At 39.7% G+C, this 20535-nt stretch carries 16 protein-coding genes; 12 read left to right on the forward strand and 4 right to left on the reverse strand.

All coding sequences use genetic code 11. The annotated features are described in order from the left end of the window. Window positions 1-30 precede the first annotated feature (30 nt). The 4 genes from MKY17_RS11550 to MKY17_RS11565 all read left to right on the forward strand — a co-directional run bounded on the left by MKY17_RS11550 (window position 31) and on the right by MKY17_RS11565 (window position 3897). Window positions 31-684, forward strand: a complete 654-nt coding sequence (locus tag MKY17_RS11550) for a response regulator transcription factor (RefSeq protein WP_098371816.1) — start codon at window positions 31-33, stop codon at window positions 682-684. Further along, window positions 674-1135 carry a GAF domain-containing protein gene (locus tag MKY17_RS11555; RefSeq protein ID WP_098371817.1) on the forward strand — a complete coding sequence of 154 codons (462 nt, stop codon included), beginning with the start codon at window positions 674-676 and terminating at the stop codon, window positions 1133-1135. Before MKY17_RS11550 ends, MKY17_RS11555 begins: the two co-directional genes overlap by 11 nt. Before the next feature lie 23 nt (window positions 1136-1158). After that, window positions 1159-2886 (forward strand): PAS domain-containing protein, encoded by a 1728-nt coding sequence (locus MKY17_RS11560; protein ID WP_098371818.1) that lies wholly within the window; start codon window positions 1159-1161, stop codon window positions 2884-2886. A gap of 255 nt (window positions 2887-3141) precedes the next feature. Further along, entirely contained in the window at window positions 3142-3897 is a 756-nt protein-coding gene (locus tag MKY17_RS11565; protein ID WP_098371819.1) for an IclR family transcriptional regulator, read from the forward strand. Window positions 3898-4122: 225 nt separating this feature from the next. On the opposite strand, the gene MKY17_RS11570 is transcribed toward MKY17_RS11565, so the two are convergent. After that, window positions 4123-5145, reverse strand: a complete 1023-nt coding sequence (locus MKY17_RS11570; protein WP_098371820.1) for a hypothetical protein — start codon at window positions 5143-5145, stop codon at window positions 4123-4125. Between the two features lie 132 nt (window positions 5146-5277). On the opposite strand from MKY17_RS11570, the gene MKY17_RS11575 reads away from it, so the two are divergent. From MKY17_RS11575 to MKY17_RS11600, 6 genes are all read left to right on the forward strand, one after another. Next, window positions 5278-5457, forward strand: coding sequence for a hypothetical protein (locus MKY17_RS11575; RefSeq protein ID WP_098371821.1), 180 nt, complete (start codon window positions 5278-5280; stop codon window positions 5455-5457). Between the two features lie 407 nt (window positions 5458-5864). After that, the gene (locus MKY17_RS11580) at window positions 5865-7145 is read left to right on the forward strand and encodes an MFS transporter (RefSeq protein ID WP_098371822.1); all 1281 of its coding nucleotides are present in this window, start codon (window positions 5865-5867) and stop codon (window positions 7143-7145) included. Between the two features lie 369 nt (window positions 7146-7514). After that, the gene (locus MKY17_RS11585; protein ID WP_260286232.1) at window positions 7515-8303 is read left to right on the forward strand and encodes an SDR family NAD(P)-dependent oxidoreductase; all 789 of its coding nucleotides are present in this window, start codon (window positions 7515-7517) and stop codon (window positions 8301-8303) included. 238 nt (window positions 8304-8541) lie between these two features. After that, complete coding sequence (locus MKY17_RS11590) at window positions 8542-9336, forward strand: alpha/beta hydrolase (RefSeq protein ID WP_098371823.1); 795 nt, start codon at window positions 8542-8544, stop codon at window positions 9334-9336. 88 nt (window positions 9337-9424) lie between these two features. Beyond that, the gene (locus tag MKY17_RS11595) at window positions 9425-9673 is read left to right on the forward strand and encodes a ferredoxin (protein WP_098371824.1); all 249 of its coding nucleotides are present in this window, start codon (window positions 9425-9427) and stop codon (window positions 9671-9673) included. A 241-nt stretch (window positions 9674-9914) separates the two neighbouring features. Then, window positions 9915-10907 (forward strand): NAD(P)/FAD-dependent oxidoreductase, encoded by a 993-nt coding sequence (locus MKY17_RS11600; RefSeq protein ID WP_142323969.1) that lies wholly within the window; start codon window positions 9915-9917, stop codon window positions 10905-10907. Between the two features lie 659 nt (window positions 10908-11566). Here MKY17_RS11600 and iadA read toward each other — a convergent pair. Both iadA and MKY17_RS11610 read right to left on the reverse strand, forming a co-directional pair. Further along, entirely contained in the window at window positions 11567-12739 is a 1173-nt protein-coding gene (gene iadA / locus MKY17_RS11605; protein ID WP_098371825.1) for a beta-aspartyl-peptidase, read from the reverse strand. Between the two features lie 36 nt (window positions 12740-12775). Continuing rightward, complete coding sequence (locus MKY17_RS11610) at window positions 12776-14197, reverse strand: YfcC family protein (protein WP_098371826.1); 1422 nt, start codon at window positions 14195-14197, stop codon at window positions 12776-12778. Between the two features lie 274 nt (window positions 14198-14471). On the opposite strand from MKY17_RS11610, the gene MKY17_RS11615 reads away from it, so the two are divergent. Further along, on the forward strand, window positions 14472-16514 hold the full coding sequence (locus MKY17_RS11615; protein ID WP_339201924.1) for a sigma 54-interacting transcriptional regulator: 2043 nt from the start codon (window positions 14472-14474) through the stop codon (window positions 16512-16514). Between the two features lie 232 nt (window positions 16515-16746). On the opposite strand, the gene MKY17_RS11620 is transcribed toward MKY17_RS11615, so the two are convergent. Continuing rightward, the gene (locus tag MKY17_RS11620) at window positions 16747-17658 is read right to left on the reverse strand and encodes a LysR family transcriptional regulator (RefSeq protein ID WP_142323970.1); all 912 of its coding nucleotides are present in this window, start codon (window positions 17656-17658) and stop codon (window positions 16747-16749) included. A 680-nt stretch (window positions 17659-18338) separates the two neighbouring features. Between MKY17_RS11620 and ggt the strand changes: the two genes are divergently transcribed. Continuing rightward, window positions 18339-20414: a gamma-glutamyltransferase gene (ggt, locus tag MKY17_RS11625; protein WP_339201926.1), complete on the forward strand. Its 2076-nt coding sequence runs from the start codon at window positions 18339-18341 to the stop codon at window positions 20412-20414. Window positions 20415-20535 lie beyond the last annotated feature (121 nt).

Here is a 20535-nt window from a genome sequence, read left to right on the forward strand (position 1 = left end):
AAATACGAACAAAGCTAAGGGGGAGCCGCTTTGATAAAAATTTTGCTTTGCGATGATCACGCCGTTGTAAGAATGGGCTTAAAGATGCTATTAAACAATCATGCGGATATGGAAGTGATAGGGGAAGCTTCAGAGGGGAACGAGGGAATACAGCGAGCACTAGAGCTTCAGCCTAATGTGGTAGTCATGGATTTAAGCATGCCTCATGGGAAAGATGGCTTATCGGCGACTTCCGAACTAAAAAAACTAATGCCTGAGGTAGCCATATTAATACTTACCATGCATGATGATGATGAATATTTGTTCAGAACTATTCAAGCGGGGGCTTCAGGCTGTATTTTAAAAAGTGCACCACATGAAGAATTATTGGTAGCCATCCGATCTTTAGCGAACGGAAATGCGTACCTTCATCCATCTGCAACAAAAAGGGTAATGGAAGAATACTTAGGCAGTGTGAAGCAGGGGGCAGCTGATTCTTTCAATCTGTTGTCTGACCGGGAAAAAGAGGTACTGACCTTGATAGCGAAAGGGTTTTCCAACAAAGAGATTGCCGGACAGCTTGTCATAAGCGTGAAAACTGTTGAAAGCCATAAAGGAAACCTAATGGAAAAGCTCAAAATGAAAACAAGGCATGAACTTGTTGCATTCGCTTTAAAAAAGGGGTTATTAGGGTATGGAATTTAGCGGGGGCAGTAAATCGAAAGAGGAACAACCGTTTAAAGAAGCGTGTGAACATGCATTAGAAGAAATGAACTGTGACTTTGTAGGCCTTGCCTTACAAAACAGTAAAGGTCCTGACATAAGCTGGCATTATGCCGCCGGAAACAGAAATGATAAATACAAAAGGATAACTGTTCGATATGGAAAAGGAATAGCAGGTAAGGTCATATCAACGGGGAGGCCGATGAAAATCGAGGGTTTTCCAAATAATATTCACGGCAAAGCCTTAGAGTATCCCATCATGCTTGCGGAAAATCTCAATTGCGCTTTCGCAGTTCCCATTCATTTTAAAGGTGTTCCTAAGGGGGTATTATTAGTAGGTAAACGAACAGATCAGCCTATTTCTGAAAGTGACCAGCATACGATCCTTGATGCAGCGAAAAAATTGGAAAAGGAAATGAACAGCTCGGTTTAACATGGCAACAAGGAGGATTATGTATGGACTTGAATAAACATTTGGAAATGAAAAAAGGGATTTCTCCTGGATCTAGCGATGCGACAATCCTTGTCAATGAATCAGGAGTCATCTCTTTTGCAGATCAACAAGTATATGAAAACTTTGGTTATGACCATCATGAATTGAATGGGGAAAAGCTCCTGAATCTTATACCAGGGGTAAACCTTCAGTCAAGTGGGGAAGGGGAAATTATCCACCATTTTGGAATTCACCGGGATGGTCATGCTTTTTCGCTTTTTTTCAGGGTGAACTCCTTTCAGCTTGCGAAAGAGCTCTATTATTTAATCGTGGTCCATAAAGTGAAAGACCAATCACGGATTAACCAGCAGCAAACCTATCCGATAAATGAGCTGGTTGATTTAATTTACGCACTTGATGAATCAACGATTGTTGCATTTACCGATGAAAAAGGCAAGATAATATACTTGAATAAGAAATTTTGTGAGGTATCCAAATATTCAGCAGCAGAACTCATTGGGAAGGACCACCGAATTATCAATTCAGGTTTTCATTCAAAGGGATTTATGCAAGATCTTTGGCGAACAATTTCATCAGGAAGTGTATGGCGGGGGGAAATTAAGAACAAAGCGAAGGATGGAACCTATTATTGGGTGGATACCACAATTGTCCCTTTCTTAAATGAAGACGGGAACCCTTATAAATACTTGGCAATCCGGAAGGAAATAACCGAATATAAACGAGTTTTAGAGGAATTAGGAAAATCCGTTAATAAAATGGCCGATTTTCAATTTGCTTTGGATTCTTCCTCAATTGTGGCAATAACCGATCAAAGAGGGACGATCAAATATGTCAATGATCAATTTTGCCGGATCTCAAAGTTTTCAAAAGAAGAGCTGATCGGACAGGATCATCGAATTATTAACTCGGGCTTTCATTCGAGAGAGTTTTTCAACAATCTTTGGAAAACAATATCAGCAGGGGAAGTATGGAAAGGCGAGATTAAAAATAAGTCCAAAGATAGTACTTATTATTGGGTGGATACGACAATCGTTCCATTTCTTAATGAGTTCAATAAACCTTACCAATATTTGGCGATTCGTCATGAAGTGACCCAGCGTAAGCTTGCGGAAGAAGAGATTCAGAAAATGACCGGGAAAATCATTGATGTGCAGGAAGAAGAAAGAAAACGCATTTCCCGAGAGCTTCATGATGATATCGGTCAAAACTTATACAGCCACCTCATAACGATTAACAGACTGCAGACAGAAATGGATCATCCCCTGTTAGATCAGATGCAGGATGAAACGACCGAGATAATCGAAGCACTCCGGCATCTATCCTGGGAATTAAGGCCATCCGTACTTGATGATCTTGGTCTGTTCCCTGCGATTCGCTCTTTATTGGTGCAATTTTCAGAGCATCATCATATCAAGGTCCATTTTGACTGCTATTTGAATTACCGTCTGAATACAAACAAAGAAATTACCATTTACCGTATTATTCAAGAAGCATTAACAAATATTCGGAAATATGCTCAAACCGAAGATGCTACAGTGACGATCCGGGAAATAGAGGAAGAAGTTCATGTGGAAATAGAAGATAAAGGAAAGGGCTTTAATATAGAAAAAGTTACCCGTGGAGTAGGCTTATTCAGTATGGAGGAAAGAGCCAGAGCTTCCGGCGGAAACCTTATCCTTCATTCTGGTGAAGGGAAAGGGACAAAAGTAATATTGAGAATGCCTTTGTAGTGAATGGGTTTTCGTAATGTTCAAGATACCTAATCTTCTAGCTTCAGCATTTCCCATTAATGCTCTTACTATGAACTTGCAGGATGTTAAAATGATTCGATCACAATGAAAATAAAGCTGGAAAAGCAAACGAGAATACAGTCAGAGAGTTAACGAAAAAACAATGAATACGGTTATATTGATTACATCCTTTCCTCCATGTTTTATAATAGAATGATAGTTAAGGAAAACATGTATCATGAAAGGAGACAATGTATGCAGGCACATAACAAGACCGTCGTGAAATCCATGCAAATCCTAACCCTTTTCATAAATCATCCGAAACTGACTTTTAATGAAATGATGGAACTTTCCAATTTGCCGAAAACGTCGTTACACCGTATGGCTGGATCATTGGAGGAAATGGGGTTTTTAACAAAGGACGATGATGGCCATTATTCACTTGGACTGATATTCCTGCAGTTTGGCCAACTGGTAGGGGAGCGTTTGGATATCAGGTCAATCGCCTATCCCATCATGAAAGACCTTCGGGATGATGTTGAAGAAGCAGTGAATTTAATTGTGAGGGATAAGGATGAAGCGATGTATATTGAAAAGGTGGACACCCTGCATCCTGTTCGCCTTTATACATCCATTGGTAGACGTTCGCCATTGTACGCTGGCGATTCTCGAATCATCCTAGCGTATTTGCCGGAAGAAGAGCGGGAAAATTATTTGGAAAGCGTTCAATTAAAACCAATCGCCATTGGAACGATAACGGATAAAACTAAACTCCGTCATGCTTTGAATGAAGCGAGATTGGATGGTTACACGATAACTTCATCAGAACTTGAGGATTATACAAAAGCGGTAAGTGCACCGATACTCAATGGTAAAGGTCAAATAGTGGCTGGTATTAGTGTGGCTGGGATTGAAGCAAGATTTCAGGAAGAGCGCTTGCCTGATTTGATTGACAAAGTAACGAAAGCCGCCAAGGCCATTTCCGTGAAACTGGGTTCTCAAACACATTAATAATGAAAATGGAAAAATCATGTCATTTTCGGAATATATTTTCCTGAAATAAGATAATGTACATAAGATAGTGGATTCTATATGTAGGAAGCTGAGCCACCGCTTATGGTGGTTTTTTGTCATGTTGGCATGCAAAACTATCTGGCCAGGACGAAAAAGGTGAACCATTCGGGGTTCACCTTTTCTAATATAATAAGACTTATACGCAAGATTGTTGGTTAGCCATTAAATATGCACAAAGTCAGATTGATTTATATTTCTCGGCACCCCGATGTCAGCCATTGTAAGTAAACCTGGTTTACGGAGGGCATCAATTTGCTTAGCGGTATTGATAATCATCGCAGCGGTTGCGGTATCTCCAAAAATTCCGTTGGGAACAATCAACCTTTGGGTTTCGTTCCCATCAATAACGATTTCATCTTCTTGTTTAATACCTGCAGACATCGTTAAATCCAAGGAAATTATCTTTCCGTCCACTGTCTTGCCCGTGGAGATTTGATGAAGCCCATTAACATCCCCTGGTTTTATAGTAGTTAGCGGAACGGTCATATTTTCGATTGCAATCGTTGGTTCAATGGTATTGATAACACTTGAAAGTTCCCAATTCAGCCCATAAGCGATTAACCTAACAGACTCCTCAAGACCCACATGCCCAATTTTATTCCGTTCAGCTAAAAATTCAAACTCTTCTCTAGTCATCCCGATTCCGACCTTTTTTTGTAAGGGGAGGCGCCTTTTCGAAACATCAACTTTACGATTGACCTTGATTTGGTTAACCGTGGTCAATACTGTTGTAAAAGAAATGGCCATAGTGTCCATGATGTAACCTGGATTGATTCCGGTCCCAATGACACTAAGCCCTTTTGCTTTGGCATAATCATCTATTTCCTTTGAAAGTTGAGGGTAGCGATGCCAAGGGAAAGAAAGCTGTTCACAAGTGGAAACCACTGAAAAGCCGTGATCTAGAAGCTCTTTGATCTGGGGCCAAACTTGTTGTGCGTTGGAACCGGTTGCATGTAATGCGATAGGGTGGTCTGCTTCAGTATTTACATCCTGTATATGGGAGACTACAAACTTGTTCGTTTCCTTTTCATTGATTAGTAAGCCAATATCCTTTCCTGCCTTTTCGGGATCAATATCGACAACACCGATAATCGTTTGAGGATTCGTTTGATAAGCACTGCGTAGAATTTCAATTCCGATGGGACCCAGCCCGAATACTGCGAATTCAGAAAATTGCATAGTCATTCATCTCTCATCCTTTCAAATAACTTATAACAAAATGCTAACATTGAGTGATAAATAATAAAAATAGTTAATTTTTATATATTTATAAAGAATCGTTATAAAAGGAAATACGGCAATGTATGAGGTGATATATTGGAGAATCATACTTCAACTTTGGGGTCACCCATCGCAGGTGTTGTGGAGTTGCGGTTGACGAAACATATGCTTTATTCACCTCAAGCGGCAGCATATATTGGGGTGTTGGACAGGAATCCAAGGTTATCTCCTTTGGAGAAACCGCCATACTGTTCCCGGTTAAAACCTTTTACTTGAACGGACACTAGACTAAGTAGATCTTCAGTCCGCAGCATCCCCGGATTTTGGACATGATGGACATTTTCTCGCTTCGGTTAATGAAGTGTCAAAAAAGTTATTGAGTTGCATTACCTAAGGCTCGATTAAGGTGTTGTTTCGGCTTGTTTTCATCGAAACAACACCTTATTTAGTTTTGTATATAAAACTACTTTTTCTGTTGAAAAAATATTAATCTGAATATTATTGACTATTATGAAAATTCAATATAACATTAAATATCGGTAACATTGTTTTTTATATGAAACAGAAGTTACTGCTATTTTTTGAAAGGGGGAGTTGGTGAAGTTTGATGGAATGATAGTCATTTTCTTTATTGAAAATCATGAAAGCGCATTCAAATGAGCCTATTATAAGGGGGAAATAACATGTTACAAGGTCAAAAAAGATGGTTGTACATTGCGATTCCTATTTTTTTCTTCTGGTTTTTCGGCCAGATTGATAAAGTAGGTATCTCTGTTATCCAAACCGATCCGGGATTTTTAAGTGATCTTGGTTTAACTGGCCCGGATAAAAATGCAAAAATTGGCTTGATCTCCTTTATATTCATGATTTCATACTCCTGTTCCAACATTTTTTGGGGAGTTATTATCGACAAGTTAGGGGCACGGAAAACAGCAGTTTTAGGTTTACTGGTATGGACAGCGACAATGGTCATGGGAGGGCTGTCCACTTCATACGAAATGTTTTTAATTAGTAGAGTCATCCTCGGAATTGGGGAAGGTATGATGATCCCGATATCGGGTAAATTCATTTCGAATTGGTTTAATAAACGAGAGCTTGGAAGGGCACAGTCATTCTGGATTACTGGAAACTACCTTGGCCCGGCAGTGGGTACCGTTATGCTCATTCTAATTATTTCAACGTTTCATTGGCAGGCCGCGTTCTTTGCTCTCGCCGCCTTTAACTTGTTTATAAATATTCCAATGTTCCTGTTTTTGACTCGTAATACGCCAGAAGAACATCCACGCATGAGTAATGAAGAAGTCTCCTATATTCGCCAAAAAGACGAAGCGGATGATGTTCAGTCGAAGCAATTCTTCGCAAAGGATTATCGTTATTGGGTTGTTTGGTTCGGCAATTTGATGTCGTCCTTTCTTTTCTTTGGAATCAGTATTTGGTTGCCTACATATCTCGTTGAAGCCAAAGGCTTTGAAAGGGAAGCAATGACTGGCATTACTTCATTATCGTGGCTATTCGCGCTTGGATTTGTCCTAGCTGGCGGATTTCTGGCGGACAAAACGAAGCGCCCGAGTTTGCTTGCGACCATTCTGTTCATACTAACAGCTGTATTTTTGACAATCGCTGTCATTACACCGAATCCTATTTTTGCCGGCGTTTCCATGGGGCTTGCAATGGGAACTCAGGGTGGAATGTTCCATCTAACCAATTTCTTCATCATCAAATTTTCAACACCTGAAACAGCGGGCCGCGCAGCCGGTTTAATGGGATTCACAAATATTATGGGTGGATTTTCAAGCTATATTATGGGGTGGAGCCGCGATTTGTCCGGCGGTGATTTTGGTCCCTCGATTGCCATGCTGATCGTAGCAGCCACTCTTGGGTTTGTTGCGTACTTGTTTATGATTAAACAAGAAGTTGCTGAATATCACCTAAGTAATACGACAGGAAACAAACTAACTTTATAGAGAGCAAAAAGTTAATATAATACGTTTTTTAGTAGGGTTTCTCAGTAAGAAGGGGCGCTGGATTCTTACTGAGAAACCACAATAAAATCTTGAATACTCATTGACGAGTACATAGGAGTAAGGATAACCACAGATTGATAGAAAACAAGTAATGTTTTCCCGAACGATGGCTTCAGTTTTTTTATAGCTTACATTGACAATAAAGCGATTACATTTTAGAATTGTTTATATAAAAAAACACTGTTTTGTATACAAAACAGAATATGATCATTATTAAAAAATATGTGCTCGCTTACAAGACCTTATACTTGAATGGATCTTTGGATAACCATTCATCACGGTTGAAAGATAACAGAAGGGGTGGAGACAATGGGCATGGCCTTAAAAGATAAAGTCGTATTGATTACAGGGGGAGCTTCTGGAATAGGAGAGGCTGTCACACGCCGTTTTATACAAGAAGGAGCAAAAGTGAGTATTATCGGCCGCTCTATAGACACGTTGGCGAAAATGAAAGAAGAATTTGGTGAAAATATCCTTACTTATCAGGGAGATGTAAGCAAATACGAAGACAATGAGCAAGCGGTCCAAGCTACTGTTGAGCAATTCGGAAAGTTAGATGTTTTCGTTGCGAATGCCGGCGTGTTCGATGGATTTGCCAAATTTGCCGATGTGACTCCTGAGGCGCTTTCCGAAGCGTATGATTTCCTTCTCAATATTAACGTAAAAGGCTCTTTTTTCGGGGCTAAAGCCGCTCTTGAAGAACTGAAAAAAACAAATGGCAATATTATTTTTACCGTGTCCGGTGCAAGTTTTTATCCAGATGGCGGCGGTGTATGGTACACAGCGAGCAAACACGCCCAAATTGGATTGATGCGCCAGCTTGCGTTCGAACTATCTCCTTCCATCCGGGTGAATGCGGTAGCCCCAGGTGGGACATTGACAGCACTCACGGTGATTCCACCGCTGCGTCCATTTGTGAAAATCGTCGATAATGATACGAAAGCAAGCAGCATTAAAAAACGGAATATTCTTCAACTTGCCCAGATGCCGGAAGATCACGTTGCGGCGTATGTGCTGTTAGCTTCTGACGAATCACGTGCGATCACCGGTGAAATCATTTCAAGCGACGGCGGATTGTCAGTGCGAGGACTTGGCTAAGCTGGCACAGTTTTTGAATACTGTTTTAGTTAAGTTGAAAGACGGGAACGGAAGTCGATTTTCCTGCTTATCTTCAAGAAAAAGGAAGCACTTTTTTTATCAGATCAAAACGAAAGCTATTTCCAGGCGAAATATTATTTTAGTAAATCATTTGCTATTTTAAGGTAATATATTTCAAGTTATTACCTAAACTGTATTGTTCAAAGTTATGCCCAAAAAAATAAGGGGGACTGATATTATGCCATACGTAAAAGTAGAAGATTTAAGTATACATTATGAATTAGAAGGTAATGGAGAACCTTTAGTATTATTACATGGTATGAGCAATAATTCACAGTCATGGAAGGAACAGATCCAGGAATTAAAGGAGCATTATACAGTAATTGCATGGGATGCCCCGGGTTATGGGAAAAGTTCAGATCCAGCTGAAGAATTTAGAAATTTTAAAGAGTTTGCGCGTATTCTGAACGGCATGATGGATCAGCTAAAGTTGGAAAAAATCCACCTGCTCGGCCATTCAATGGGAGCAGCAATTGCGATAGAGTACTGTTGCCTGTACCCTGATAAGATTAATAAACTAATATTAGCCGATTCGACAAGAGGGGCTGCTGCTCTAACCCCAGAAGAGAACGAGACGAAATTGAAAAATCGATTATTTTCAATTGAAAACCTTTCTACAGAGGAGATAGCGGAAAAGAGGATACAAGCACTGCTATCCCCCCATGCTTCAGAAAAAGTCCATACACGAGTAAAAGAGATTATGACACAGATAAGACCAGCAGGGTATCGTTCGGTAGCATATTCACTTTATCATCTAAATCAAATGAAATCGTTATCTCATATAGATGTTCCTGTTCTTGTAATTTGTGGTGAGTTGGATACTGTAACTCCTATAAAGGAGTCGGAAGCAATTCATGAAGAGTTAATAAACTCCCGGCTAGTGATAATTCCAGAAGGCGGTCATTTGTGTTACCAGGAAAATCCTGAAAAGTTTAATTCAAGCATTTTGGAATTTTTGAACAATATTGAGTAGGGTAAAAACGAATTCGATAGCTTAAGGCTTCTATAAATGCCTTAGTAAAAAACAGGGTTTAGATTATAGAGAGGAATGGATAGTAAAAATGGCTAATTATACAATCGTGGATAAAGAAACTTGTATTGCTTGCGGAGCTTGTGGTGCTTCAGCTCCGGATATTTATGATTACGATGAAGAAGGTATTGCGTTTGTTATATTGGATAATAATGTTGGGGCAACGATTATACCAGAAGAACTCGAGGAAGATATGATAGATGCTTCAGAAGGATGTCCAACCGATTCTATAAAAGTGGCTCAAATATCCTTTGATGGTAACCCTAATAAATTTGAATAATATTTATAGATATAATCAATGAGGGCGTTTGTACTGATTATAGATTTATAGATTTTAAAACTAGGGAAATTGACGTCACTAGTTTGTCTTTTGAAAGGGTGGATATTTTACAATATTATCCATAATTATTATAAGGTGAAAAGGAAGAATTACTTGTGTAAACATTACAAGTCAATCCCTTACAACCTGTAAATCACGTTCAGTATGAACAACCAACCTAGAAAAACAAGGAGTGATTACATTGACAGAAGATAAGAAGGTATATGACATAACAATTATTGGCGGCGGCCCAGTTGGCTTGTTTACGGCGTTCTATGGCGGAATGAGGCAAGCAAAGGTAAAAATCCTTGAAAGTCTTCCTCAATTGGGAGGACAGCTCTCGGCTCTTTATCCCGAAAAATTCATTTATGATATAGCTGGATTTCCAAAAGTAAGGGCACAGGAATTGATAGAGAATTTAAAAGAACAAATGAAAGTATTCGAACCAACAATTTGTCTTGAAGAAGCAGTTGAGCAGATGGAAAAGCAAGAAGACGGAACATTTAAGATCACCACAAACCTTGATACTCATTTTTCTAAATCAGTTATCATTACTGCTGGAAATGGAGCCTTTCAACCCCGTAAACTGGAATTGGAAGATTCAACACAGTTCGAAAATAAGAATTTGCATTATTTCGTGAATGATATGAACCGATTTAAAGGAAGAAAAGTGGCGATTCTAGGCGGTGGGGATTCTGCTGTTGATTGGGCCCTTATGTTAGAGCCGATTGCAGAAAAGGTAACATTGATACACAGAAGAGATAAATTCCGTGCCCATGAACATAGTGTAGAAAAATTAGTGAATTCCTCTGTTGAGGTCAAAACACCTTATATTCCCTCCGAACTGGTTGGAGCAGATCAAATTTCTCAAATTGTTTTAGAACATACTAAGACTCAACAAAAAGAAGTGGTTGACGTAGATGATTTAATTATTAATTACGGCTTTGTCTCTTCTCTTGGAGCGATTAAAGAATGGGGTTTAAACATCAATAAAAATGCAATTATCGTTAATTCCAAACAAGAAACAAACATTTCAGGCATTTACGCGGCCGGGGATATTTGTACGTATGATGGAAAGGTTAAATTAATTGCTTCCGGATTTGGTGAAGGCCCTACGGCAGTTAATAATGCCAAAGCCTATATTGATCCCATGGCGAAAGTTCAGCCGTTGCATAGTACTTCCTTATTCGGTTGATATATTTGGCAATAAGCCTATTCTGAAGAAATGCACGTAGCCAGACGCAAAATAAAGAGTGATGGATAGGGGTCTCGATAGTCCTGATTTTTAATGGAGATGAAACTTAAAGTAGATATCGAGGCTTTACAGGTTTTGTTGCCTAATGAACTAACTGGTTGATAGTTCAGCAAAGGAGACAGGCTAAGATGACTGAAAAATAAAAGTCGAATTCCTTCACGGTTAGGAATTCGACTTTTTAGTTTGTTTAAGTAACGTCTCTATAGCGATTCTTCAAAATATTAATCTTTGTAAGTAAAAGATAGAAATGAGCATGCTTGTTAGTGTTAAATAATAGGTTGCTTTCTAACAAAATCCCCGGTTATTCTGCCACGACATGGGGCGGTTCGGTTATACCTTTGGTGAAATAAAATCCCATTGCACCTACGATGGCTAATACAAAGAATTTAAGAATAAATGATTGTTTACCTGAATCGATCGGGACAGCAGAATATTCATAGTGGCCAGTGAGCATGCTTTTTTACCATTGCAATGGATATGATTAAACCAGGATGGACTTCTGGGAAATACGGACCAATTAAGGATAGGAGATACCTAATACGAAATCTTAAACAATGCTAGTCGTGTAAATTTTTCGATAACGGGTATCTTGTCTTAACTCATTCAAATGTTCCTTTTATCAACGGAATACCCTTTTCTACCATAACTTGTCCTCTTGCCATTACAGTGCTAATTGCCAAAGTTTCCTTTTGCAATAGTACGATATCTGCATCCTTCCCGGTTTGGATATTGCCCTTGTTCGATAGTTTCAGCACTTGTGCGGGATTCGTGGTGATGACCTTCAGTGCCGTTTCAAGGGGGATTCCTTCTTCTAAAACAGAATCACGCACTTCCTGATATAGCGAAGATACTTTTCCCACTTGAAGGCCTGCATACTCTCCATGGGTGTTGAAAAACGGAAGGCTGGCCTGTCCGTCTGAAGAGAAGGTTATGTGTCCGACTGGTACCCCTTCTTCAAGCATCATCCGCAAGGCAATGCTGCACTTCACTTCGCCATCATCCAGAAACTGAGGAATGGTGCTTGTTGTAAAGTCTACGTACCCGCCGCGCTTAGCGTAATCAATTCCCGCCTTGAATAATTCTTCATTTCGGTTGATATGTGTCGGATGGAGCTGCCGAATCGGAATGTTGGTTTTATCAGCAATTGCATGTAACAACGAGAGCTCGCCATCTCCGTCTCCTACATGAACTTCTAATATACCAGCTTTTCCTGACAGAATACCACCGTTGCGTGCCGCTGCGGCGATCTTGGTCAATTCTTCAAAAGTGGGTTCTGATGATCTATGGTCGGAGATGGCAATCTCCCCGACACCGATGATTTTGTCGATGAGTATAAGGTCATCTTCGATTTTTCCTGTCAATGTTTTTACTGGCACCTGGTAGGAACCTGTATGAATGAAACAGGAAATACCCTCTTCTTCAAGCGCCCGGGCCTTGGCAAGCAGGCTTTCCATTCTACGCGTAGTTCCGTCCGTACCGAGCAAGCCGACCAGCGTTGTAATACCGGAAGTCGTAATATCCGTAAGCATCAGCTCAGGGGTGCGGGTTTTGAATCCGCCCTCACCGCCTCCGCCAATAATATGAACATGTGAATCTATGAAACCTGGAACAACTAAAAGATTGGTCGCATCAATGATATGAATAGGAGCAAAGTTGTCAGGAATCTCGATACTGTCATCGATGAATGCGATTTTATCATTTGTGATCAAAACGTCTTTCCGTCCTAAGTAATTGGGTGAGTATATCTCGCCATTTTTGATTAAAGTAAGCAATGCGTTTCTCCTCCTGTAATTAATTCGTGATTTTTATCAGAATGGACCATATCCGATGAAGTGAGCCATGATGACGGCTATTAATCCGATGAGATATTGAATGAGTACTAGGGGCAGAATCCACTTCGCCCATTTTGTCCAAGGTATGCCTGCAATTGCCAAGCCCGCCATCAAGGTGGTAGCGGTCGGGAAAATCATATTTCCAATTCCGTCCGCAAAAGAGAAAGACAACACTGCAGTTTGACGTGTAATATCCAATAAGTCTGCGAGCGGAACCATAATTGGCATGGTCAACATCGCATGGCCGGTGCCGGAAGCTAGAATAAAATGAATGAGAGTTTGGAAGCTGTACATGCCGGCAACGCTTAAATAGGCCGGAACATGCTGAATAGTTTCAGATATTTGATGGAGCATAGGGTCGACGATATGTCCCTCATTCAATACAACAAGAATGGCGCGTGATACGCCAATAATCAAAGCACCGCCCAGCAAGGCTGCAGATCCATTGGTAAAGGAGCTGACAATGTGATCCGCAGACAATTTTCCGATGATTCCAATAACAATTGTCAATATAATGAATAAGGCAGCGATTTCTGTCATGTACCATTGGAACTTGATGACTCCAAACGCCAAGACGATATAGTTAATTAAGAAACTGCCTAAGATGAACTTATGTCTCGCTGTTAACTTCCCACTTGATTGCAGCAGTTTTTTCGATTCTTCTTTTGTATATTTCCCATAGATACCGATGGAAGGATTTTTCTTTACCTTCATTGCGTAACGATGGATATAAAGAACGGAAACAAGGTAGACGATAATAAATAAAATAAGGCGTAACCCTATACCTGAGAACATCGGCAATTCAGCAATGCCTTGCGCTAGTCCTACTGTGAATGGATTCATTATGGCAGTCGTGAACCCCGACAATGCCCCAACAATGACGATGGCGGTTCCTGTAATTGTATCGAATCCGAGAGCCAACGCGAGCGGAATGATAAGAGGAAGATATGCTAGTGTTTCTTCCGCCATTCCCATTAAGGAGCCGCCTACAGCAAAAAACAACATCACGACAGGAATTAATAGCTTTTCACGTGTCGCCAACTTCCGAGCCATTGTGGCGATAAGCACATCAACCGTCCCTGTTGCTCTTAAAACACCGAAAAACCCTCCAATAATCAATAAGAAAAAGATGATATTGCCGGCTTCAACCATTCCTGTGTGAATAGCTTTTATCATATCGAAAAATTCCACCGGTGCAGATTCTATCCATTTAAAAGAAGTGGCGTCAACAGTTGTCCGTCCATCTGCTTCGATTCGTGTATATTCCCCGGCCGGCAAAATGTAAGTAAATAGAGTTGCTATGGCGAGAATGCAGAGCAGCAATACAAAAACATTGATTTTTCTCTCTTTTTCCCCCGCTGTTTCCAGCAAAACAGCTTTCTCTTCTATTCGGCTCATAAGTGTCTCTCCTTTGAATTTAAAATAAGTTCATGGAACTAATACGCTTACAAAATATTGCCGGCCTATCGGCTATCATCTGTTTTTCTAGTATTCTGCTGTTTCCCTCCTTTTCAAAACCATAGGCACGTCAATGTCAATAGATATGCAAAATCTGTGCCAATATGGGGTAATTGATTTTTATGAAAACTTAATGGTTGAATTGAAGTTTTAGGTCTTTAATGGTTCTTTTTGGTGATATAATAGTACCAATTAAAGACAGGTAGGTGTTTTTATGTCAAAATCCTCACTTACACTTATAGCGGGAAGCTCAAAAACAAAGGAAGCCTTGCAGGAGCAACTGGAACAACTGCTTGGAGACTACGTGCACGTCAAAAGCCATTCTACCGATGAGGGAATACCTCGTTCTCTGGGAGATGGAATTATCTTGTTTTCATCAGATGCCGCTTATGATAAGAAAGAGGGAATGTATAGCGTAAATCCCGAGAAAATAATCGTGGGAAAGAGAACTGTTAATCATGAATACATTGACAAGCTATTAAGAATACCAGAGGGTTCGGCAGTTCTTTTGGTGAATGATGATGATGATGCAACTATGAACCTTATTGAATCCTTATATCAGCTTGGTGTCGATCATGTTCAATTTATCCCTTTCAGGAAGGGGATATTATTTTATGAGAATGTCCAAATAGCCGTTTCACCAGGAGAAACTCACCTATGTCCTTCTTACATAAAAGAAGTAATCGATATAGGTGTGCGTCTTTTTGATATAACAACAATTTTGGAAGTTGTAGAATGCTGTGGTTTACACAAGGATATATCCTCAAAGATTTCAGAAAGGTATATTAGCAATATCATTGAATTACAACGGAAGCTGTTATATGCAGAGCGTGATGCCAAGCAAATGAGCGATCATATCCAAAATGTGTTGGGGACTGTCGATGACGGCATATTGGTCGTTAACGAGGAAGGGCTGATAACGGTATTCAATAACCAGCTTGCGGCATTATTCCATGTTGATGCAAAAGATGTGGTTAATAAGTATCTAGAGCATGTATTGAATCGCCGGGATATTATCGATTTCATCATGGGAAGTAATGACGAAAGCAAGTTCTTCAACATAGACGGAGTGGATGTCGTAATTTTTCGATTGCAAATGATGAAAGAAAATACAATCGTCGCAACCTTCAAAAGCGTACATCAAGCTTTCGAAATAGAAAAGACTGCACAAAGGGAAATGCGAAATCAAGGCTTTTATTCAAAATACCGCTTTGAAGATATTATCGGCGAGAATGAAGTAATGAAAGAGCGTAAGCAGATTGCCAAGAAGCTTGCCCTGTCTGAGCACCCGATTTTGATTCAGGGAGAGACAGGAACAGGAAAAGAGCTGTTTGCTCATGCGATTCATGATCATTCATTGCGAAAGAACGGGCCGTTTCTAGCGGTTAACTGTAGTGCTTTAACAGAAACTTTACTTGAAAGTGAATTGTTTGGTTATGAAGAAGGGGCATTTACAGGAGCACAAAGGGGAGGCAGGAAAGGACTGTTTGAAATGGCGGATAACGGGACTATCTTTTTGGATGAAATTGGTGACATAAGTCTCACAGTTCAATCCCATCTGCTTCGAGTTCTTCAGGAGGGTGAAATCCGCAGAATTGGCGGCAAGAGAATCATTCCCATAAATGTCAGGGTGATCACTGCGACGAATAAAAATCTTCATGATAAGATGCGGGACGGTTCATTCAGAACAGACTTGTTTTACCGTCTGAATGTACTCAATCTTTACATACCGTCACTAAAAGAGAGAAGAGCGGATATTCCACTTTTGATAAAGCATCTCATCACAAAAAGCGGGAAGTGGGTAAAAGTAGAGCAAGACGTTATGGAGTTTTTCATGCAATATGAATGGCCCGGCAACATAAGGGAACTTAAAAGCACGATCGATTACATGCTGACGGTTTGTGAGGGGAATATCGTGACGAAGAGGGATCTTCCGTTCATGCACGGGCATGCGGAAGAAAGTGTTACGGCAGATTATCCCGTCTGTGAAAGTATGCTGGAAATTCAGGAGCGCACTTTCATCTTGGAAGTAATCAAGCAATACAACGATAAAGGAAAAGCTGCAAGCAGAGAACTGATTTCTAGTCAGAGTCAAGAATCGGACTTTGTCTTGTCCCCTCAGCAAATCCGTCGCCGCTTGGATATTTTAGAAATCGAAGGATTTGTCGTCAAAGGCAGAGGAAGGGCCGGCACTAAGATCACCGCTGAGGGAATGGAGTATTTATATTTTCTTAAGTCAAATCATGCTATGCATTGATATAATTAGTCACTACCAATAAGGAGAGTTTGCTAATTTAAGGTTTTAATAAATTATGGAAGGGGTCCCGTCCCATCGCCAATAAGAAGTTTAAGAGTTGAAATTATATTAAAAGCCCCATTTCTCTATGTCACAAGAGAAATGGGGCTTTTTAATACCGATTAGTATAGTTCTTATTATAAATGACCCTTTTCATTCCGAGTCGTTTAGCATATTTTCCTAATAAATAATTTCATATGTCGCTAAAAGCATGATCATTTTTTAACGTATTCAAAATATGCTTAGTCAGACTTGATGCATCCGTGTTTTTCCAAACTGCCGATATGGAACTTGATAATTCCGAGTTATCGATGTTCAAGGCTTTGACTTGGCGTTTTCCCAACAAACTCACCATATCTTCCGGCATGAGCGCTACGCCTAAGTTATTGGATATTAGATTGGCGATCGTCAGTAATTCAGAGCCTTTACATAATTCTTTAGGTGAAAATCCAGCAGTCAGACAAGCCTTTTCCAAAAGGAATTGAAGGGAGTGTGCTTGGACGGAATCATAATGGATAAAAGGTTCGTCTTTTGCTTCGTATAAATGTATAGCATCTTTTTGGGCTAGTGGATGATCAATGGAGACGACCAATTGTAAAGGGAACCTCATGAATTCAATCATGCTTAATCCTTCATTGGCAATGATGTTACTGTTAATGGGCGTCCGGATGAAACCGATGTGATAATTTTGTTGGTTTAAGAGTTTTACAGCCCTTGAAGATGTTGTTTCATGCACGTAAAATTCTGTTTCCGGGTAATCCCCCACTATCTTTTTCAATAACTTCGGGATATATATACTAGCTGCAGAAGGGACGGTAGCAATCTTCAGTTTAGGCTTGGGGATGGCTTTATTTTCAACTATGTAATTCACTGTTTTCTCAATATCTTCGAAGGAAGGAGCTAGTTTTTTATAGATGTACTCACCTTCTTCCGTCAATGTAATTTTTCTTGTCGTTCGATTCAATAGTTTAAAGCCTAATTGTTTTTCGAGGGATAAAATCTGTTGGCTAAGTCCGGGCTGGGATATATGCAGGGTTTTGGAAGCCTCACTGAAACTAAGATGGTTAGAAACCTCTATGAAATAGCGGAGGGATAGGAAATTCAAACAATCACCCACTTCAGTTGGATTTGAAAATACATGGCTAAAACCTGCTGGTAAAAGAAAGGGTGAACTTTTAATTCCCTCTCTATCAAAAGCTGGAAATAACTATTAAAGGATAGAAATGCTAGGATGTTGATTTTATAACATAGTCTTATAAGTTTATAACAATAATATATTTCTAAATTGGAAGAGTCAATATTATCCTTAAAGAAAGGAAGAAAAGGTAATAAAAGGTAAAATATCCCTATTAAATAACCGATTTTTCTTGTTTATAATAGGTGTTATTACACATTTATGTTTGTTGTTTTGATTTATATAAAACTTTTTAATGGATTGCTAGTGCTTTTGGAGGGTGTGTCTAATTTTGTAAAAAAAGGGAAAGTAAGGTGGTTGGTAGAATAATAACATTATAATTTTTTGCAGTTGATGAAAACACATGAGGTGGAGTTTTTTCGAAAAATTCATAAGTGTTTTTTATTGATTATGATTTTGACGTTAACCGGTATTATCGCGGCATTCGGGGGGTGATTTTTTGAAGTGAAACATTAAAGAGAGCAGGGAATGTGCAGACTGCAGAGATCGACCAGCATATTCCTACTTGCAAAAGCAGAGTCATTTGCTCGTATATCCAGTTGGCTTATGGTAAATCCCAATTTGTTTTATTTTTGAAAGGAGACTAATTCATGAAATTTTTAAAAAGTTTTATTTTAGTTACTTTCAGTTTCTTTTGTATGATGACACCAGCTTTTGCAAGTGTCCCTGGAGTGGATGGGTCAATGGGAAAGGGAGCAACAAAAGGTATCGTATCAGTTTCCCACCCGTTAGCAGCTGAAGCGGGCATAAAGATATTAAAACAAGGTGGAAACGCAGTCGATGCAGCAGCAGCCATTCAATTATCGTTAAATGTAGTTGAACCAATGATGTCTGGAATCGGTGGCGGTGGTTTTATCATGATTTATAATAAAAAGGAAAATAAAATAACGATGATTGAAAATCGCGAAATGGCACCGAAAAATGTTACGCCTGAACTTTTTTTAGATGAAAAGGGAAAACCTGTTCCTTTTAGTAAGCGGCACACATCTGGTAAAGCGGTTGCTGTTCCTGGAACTCTGATGGGTGTAGAGACTTCTCTGGATAAATATGGAACATTGAAATTATCACAAGTCATAGGACCGGCCATTAAACAAGCTGAACAAGGGGTAAGAGTCAATTGGGCAACAGCACAATATATCGATGAAAATGTAACAAAGCTTAAAAATAACCAAGCGGCTGCAAAAGTTTTTGTACCAGACGGAAAGCCATTGGAAGAGGGAGACACCCTCGTTCAGCCAGATCTGGCAAAGACTCTTAAGTTAATAAAAAAACAAGGTTCCAAGGCTTTTTATAAAGGTGAAATCGGGGAAGCACTTACCAAAGAAGTTCAAAAGCGTGAAGGAACGATGACAACTGAGGATTTGCAAAACTATGAGGTGAAAGAAAGAGAGCCGATTAAATCGGAATATAGGGGATTTGAAGTGGTAGGGGCAGCTTCACCAAGCTCAGGCAGTTTGACCGTTCTACAAATCCTAGAGCTTATGGAAGGATTCGATGTACAAAAGATGGGGGCGAACACACCTGAGTATCTTCATTATCTCACGGAAGCCATGCATCTTGCTTTTGCCGATCGAGCTGCCTATATGGCAGATGAAGATTTTTATGATGTACCTACAAAAGGACTATTGGATGAAGATTATATTAAAGAAAGGCGAAAACTCATCAAACCAAATAGATCAACAGCTGATGTCAAAGCAGGCGATCCATGGAAGTATGAGGGCAAAGAACCCACTCCAATGAAAAAGGTAAAAGAGGAGAAAACACCGATCGGTCAAACAACCCATTTTTCTGTAATGGATAAATGGGGAAATATGGTTGCTTATACGACTACAATCGAGCAAGTATTCGGATCAGGTATCATGGTACCTGATTATGGATTCATGCTAAATAATGAAATGACGGATTTTGATGCAACACCGGGTGGAGTTAACCAGGTGGAACCAGGAAAAAGACCAAGAAGCAGTATGTCCCCGACCTTCGTATTAAAGGATGGCAATCCCTTCATGGCCATTGGTTCACCTGGGGGAGCGACGATAATAGCATCTGTATCTGAAACGATTATGAACGTGCTTGATCATAAAATGCCAATTCAAGATGCCATTTTAGCGCCACGTATTTATTCCGCTGGATATCCGACAGTTAGATGGGAACCGGGAATTGAACAAAATACTCGGTTGGAGTTAATGGCAAAAGGCCATGTTTATGAAGAAAAACCCCAGCATATCGGAAATGTGCAAGCTGTTATTTATGATTATGAAAAGGGGAAAATGTATGGAGGAGCCGATAATACGAGAGAAGGAACTGTTCAAGGAGTGTATAATGTTTCCTATAAATCGAAAAAGCCAAAAGAAATAAAAGAAGAAAAAAAGGGACCATTTACCTTAAAAGTGAATGGAGCCGTTTATCCTTATACAGCTGAACAAATGAAACTGATAGATGAAAAACCCTATATCCAATCAGACAAATTGTTACTTGGTTTGGGTGCAATTGGAACAGGGGACTTAGAAACTTTTAAACCAGATAAAAAATCGTATCTACCGGTGTTAAGAGTAGCACAATCATTAGGATATAAAGCAAAATGGAACGAAAAAGACAAAGAGGCACTACTGGAAAAAGATCCGGCGGATATTGAAGATCCAGATGATGATGGCAGTGTCACGAATTAATTTTACCCTGAAGAATATAGAATGAAATTCCTCTAGCAAGATGTTAATAAGGAAAACGGCCAGAGCATTTAATCAAACATTCCCCTTGTGCAATGTGCATTTGGGGAATGTTTTTTTTGTC

It is taken from the genome of Peribacillus sp. FSL P2-0133, from assembly GCF_037975445.1.
GTDB lineage: Bacteria > Bacillota > Bacilli > Bacillales > DSM-1321 > Peribacillus > Peribacillus simplex_E.